This window comes from Streptomyces sp. NPDC004561 (genome assembly GCF_053602155.1).
Map to the genome: position 1 here is coordinate 1 of NZ_JBSGDB010000680.1, position 3,664 is coordinate 3,664.

A 3,664-nucleotide genomic window follows, 5' to 3' on the forward strand; every position below is an offset into this window, starting at 1 on the left:
GTCCTGACCAGGACGAGAACGGCCACCACGGCGAGTACGAACGCACAGGTGCCGTACTGGACGAGGGTCCGTTTCCCCGCCGCGCCCTTCAGGACTGGATCGGCGGCAAGCCCGACCCGGGCCCGGTGCGGCTGCCCGGCCGCCGGTGAATCACGCGCGTGCCCCGGCCGTACGCCCGGCGCAGCCGCTGCCGCAGCTGGTGCCCGTAGCGGAACCGCACCGCCACCCCGAGGCACAGCACCCCCACGGCCATCAGCGCCGCCAGATGCTCCTTGCCCGCGAGGTTCTCCTTGACCAGCACCTCCGCGACCATGGCCAGGGTCACCGCGCCCGCCGTCAGATAGGCGCCGTACCGCCAGGCGACGAACACGGCGAGCCCCACCACGGCCGCCGACGGGCCGGTGTCCACCACCTGCGCGTCCGTCCACGGCAGCCCGAACGGGGCGTGCTGGCCGAGGGTGATGCCGATCCGCGCGTAGAGCGTCCCGGCGAGCGTGGCGACGTACGCGATGCCGAGCGTCCGCCACCAGCCCAGGCACGCCTCGGCGATCCCGAACACGCACAGGATCTGCGCCAGCGCCCCCCACACCGGCAGGTCGAGCGCGGGCACGAACAGCGACAGGGGAGTGCGCAGCAGCGCCAGCCACAGCGGGTCCTGGGCCCGTACGGCCCCGAGGTTCTCCACCAGCTGGTAACCCCAGGACCGGTTCTGCACGTACTGGAGCAGGGCGGTGAGGCACACCGTCGCGACGGTCATCGGCACCGCCGCCAGGCGCAGCTTCAGCAGGGGCTCGCGCACCGTGACGTACAGCAGCCCCCACTCGGCGCGGGCCCAGCGGGCGAGCCTGTTCATCCAGTGTTCCTCACCGTGCGGCTATCTGTGGGTGCCGAGGTGCCTGCGGTGCAGCCACTTCGGCAGTCCCGGCGCTTCCAGGAAGCCCTCCGCGCGGGCCGACGCGAGGCCGATGCGCAGCAGGTCCGCGCTCTTCTCGAAGAGCAGGAACCGCGGTTCCCAGATGGGCCGGTACTTGGCGTTGGCGCGGTACAGCGACTCGATCTGCCACCAGCGGGAGAAGAAGCTGAGCAGCGACCGCCACAGCCTCAGCACCGGACCGGCGCCGAGGCGCGCGCCACGTTCGAAGACCGACCTGAACATCGCGAAGTTGAGCGAGACCTGAGTGATCCCGATCTCGTCGGAACGGCGCAGCAGTTCGATGACCATGAATTCCATCAGCCCGTTGTCGGAGTCCCGGTCCCGCCGCATCAGATCCAGCGACAGTCCCTGCGGCCCCCACGGCACGAAGGACAGCAGCGCGCGCAGCCTGCCCTCGGCGTCCGTGCATTCCAGCATCACGCACCGGCCGTCCTCGGGATCCCCGAGCCGGCCGAGCGCCATGCTGAACCCGCGCTCGGTCGCCCCGTCCCGCCAATCGTCCGCGCGCTCGACGAGGGACGCCATCTCGGCCACCGGGATGTCCTGGTGGCGCCGGATGCGCACCTCGTAGCCGACCCGCTTCACCCGGTTGTACGCCTGCCGGACGGTCCGCATCGCCCGCCCGTCCAGGGTGAAGTCGGCGACCTCCACGAGCGCCTCGTCACCGAGTTCGAGGGCGTCCAGGCCGTGCCGGGCGTAGACGGTCCCCGCCTCCTCGCCCGCCCCCATCACCGCCGGGATCCAGCCGTGGGCCCGCGCCTTGGCGAGCCACGGCGCGATCGCCCCCGGCCAGGCCTCCGGATCCCCGATCGGGTCACCGGAGGCGAGGCTCACCCCGCCGACCACGCGATAGGCCACGGCCGCCTTCCCGGTCGGCGACCACACCACGCTCTTCTCCCGGCGCAGCGCGAAGTAGCCCAGCGAGTCCCGTTCGCCGTGCCGCTCCAGCAGTGCCCGCAGCCGCTTCTCGTCGTCCTCGGTGAGCGGGTCGACGGCACGCCGGGAGCGGAAGGCGGCGTAGAACACGGCGAGGACGAGGACCGTGCTCAGCACGTTGACGGTGACGTTGGCCCAGTTGGGCGGGGAGATGCCGGGGAACCGGTTCTCGTCGGCGGCCACCGACACCAGCCGCAGGGCGCCGTAGTGCCAGCGCTCCAGGAAGGTCGAACGGTGCGCGTCCGGCGCCTGGTTGGTGACCGTCACCAGCAGTCCGGCCAGCAGGCTCGCGACCAGCCCGCCGCCCACGGCCACGGTCGCGGCGAGCCGCGGGTTGGACCGGTCGCCCTTGGCGTAGAACTCCCGGCGGCCGACGAGCAGCGCCCCGACGAACCCGGCCGTCAGCACCAGCGAGACCCAGTTCTGCGCGTACCGCCGGATCTCCGGGAACGCCATGGCGAACGCGAACAGGGCCAGGAAGGCCCCGCTGAGCACGAGGTTGAGGATCCACGCGGCCCGCTTGCGGCGCCGCATGGTGATCGCCAGGAAGGTGGTGAACACGCCGGAGGCGAAGCCCGCCGTCAGCAGGTACGGCGTGAAGAAGTCGTCCTGGTTGTGCCGGCGCACGTCCTGGTAGAGCGAGACCCAGACCGCGCTGAGGAAGTTGATGAAGGCGACCGTCCGCAGGTACCAGACGGCGAAGGCGGCGGCTCGCCGGGAAGCCCCGGTCGACCGCCGCTCCTCCTCGCTCGGGCGCCCCGGTTCGGCTCGCTGCGGCACGGCAATTCGGGCATCTCCCATGGTCGGGATCATATGGGGGATGCCCTGGTGAACCGCACTTATCCGGCCGCGGTGGCCGGTGGTCCCACCATCACCGCACAACTTGCCCGGGCGGCTACTCCTTCTCCTCCGGCTCCTTGCCGGGCTCCGCCTCCGGCTCCCTCTCGGGAAGCTCGGCGGACAGCGCGGCGGCGGCCCGCACCAGCGGCAGGGCCAGCAGCGCGCCCAGGCCCTCGCCGACCTTCACCCCCTGCTCGAGGAGCGGCTCCAGCGCCATCCGGTCCAGCGCCTTCGCCTGCCCCGGCTCCCCGCTGTCGTGCCCGGCCAGCCACCAGTCCGGTGCCCGGAAGGCGACCCGCTGCCCGACCAGCGCGCACGCGGAGGCCACCACGCCGTCCAGGATCACCGGCAGCTTGCGGACCGCGCACTGGAGCAGGAACCCGGTCATCGCCGCCAGGTCCGCCCCGCCCACCGCCGCCAGCAGCTGCAGCTGGTCCCCGAGCACCGGCCGCGCCCGGCGCAGCGCGTCCCGGATCGCCGCGCACTTGCGCATCCACGTCAGGTCGTCGATCGCGAGCCCGCCCCGTCCGGTCACCACGGACGCGTCGGTGCCGCACAGCGCGGCGACCAGCACCGCCGCCGCGGTGGTCCCGCCCACGCTGATGTCGCCGAGCACCACCAGGTCCGTACCCGAGTCGGCCTCCTCGTCGGCGACGGCGACACCCGCCAGCAGGGCCGCCTCGGCCTCCTCCGGGGTGAGCGCGTCCTCGATGTCGATACGGCCGCTGCCGCGCCGCACCCGGTGCCGTACGACGTCCTCGGGGAAGGTCTCCGCCGGGCAGTCCAGGGCCATGTCCACGATCCGTACGGGCACGTCGAGCCGGCGCGCGAGCACCGCCACCGGGCTCGCGCCCTCTAGTACCGCCCGCACCAGCCGCTCGGCGCCGCCGCCTCCATGAGGCAGCTCTTCGACGCCGTCGGCCACGGCACGCTCAAGATCGTCAACGGCGGCAC

General features: G+C 72.8%; 3 protein-coding genes. All 3 read right to left on the bottom strand.

Translation table 11 applies throughout. From position 1 onward, the window contains the following. Positions 1–88 precede the first annotated feature (88 nt). Entirely contained in the window at positions 89–853 is a 765-nt protein-coding gene (locus ACWEN3_RS43455) for a hypothetical protein (protein WP_452983361.1), read from the bottom strand. Positions 854–874: 21 nt separating this feature from the next. Continuing rightward, a complete protein-coding gene (locus tag ACWEN3_RS43460) occupies positions 875–2,671 on the bottom strand; it encodes a phosphatidylglycerol lysyltransferase domain-containing protein (RefSeq protein ID WP_452983364.1) in 1,797 nt (598 codons plus the stop codon). Between the two features lie 94 nt (positions 2,672–2,765). Next, positions 2,766–3,664: nicotinate-nucleotide--dimethylbenzimidazole phosphoribosyltransferase (locus ACWEN3_RS43465; protein ID WP_452983367.1), on the bottom strand; the 899-nt coding region annotated here is incomplete at its 5' end.

Coding starts and splice junctions, on each gene's coding strand:
- ACWEN3_RS43455 (WP_452983361.1), bottom strand. CDS start 853: ATGAACAGGCTCGCCCGCTGGGCCCGCGCCGAGTGGGGGCTGCTGTAC.
- ACWEN3_RS43460 (WP_452983364.1), bottom strand. CDS start 2,671: ATGGGAGATGCCCGAATTGCCGTGCCGCAGCGAGCCGAACCGGGGCGC.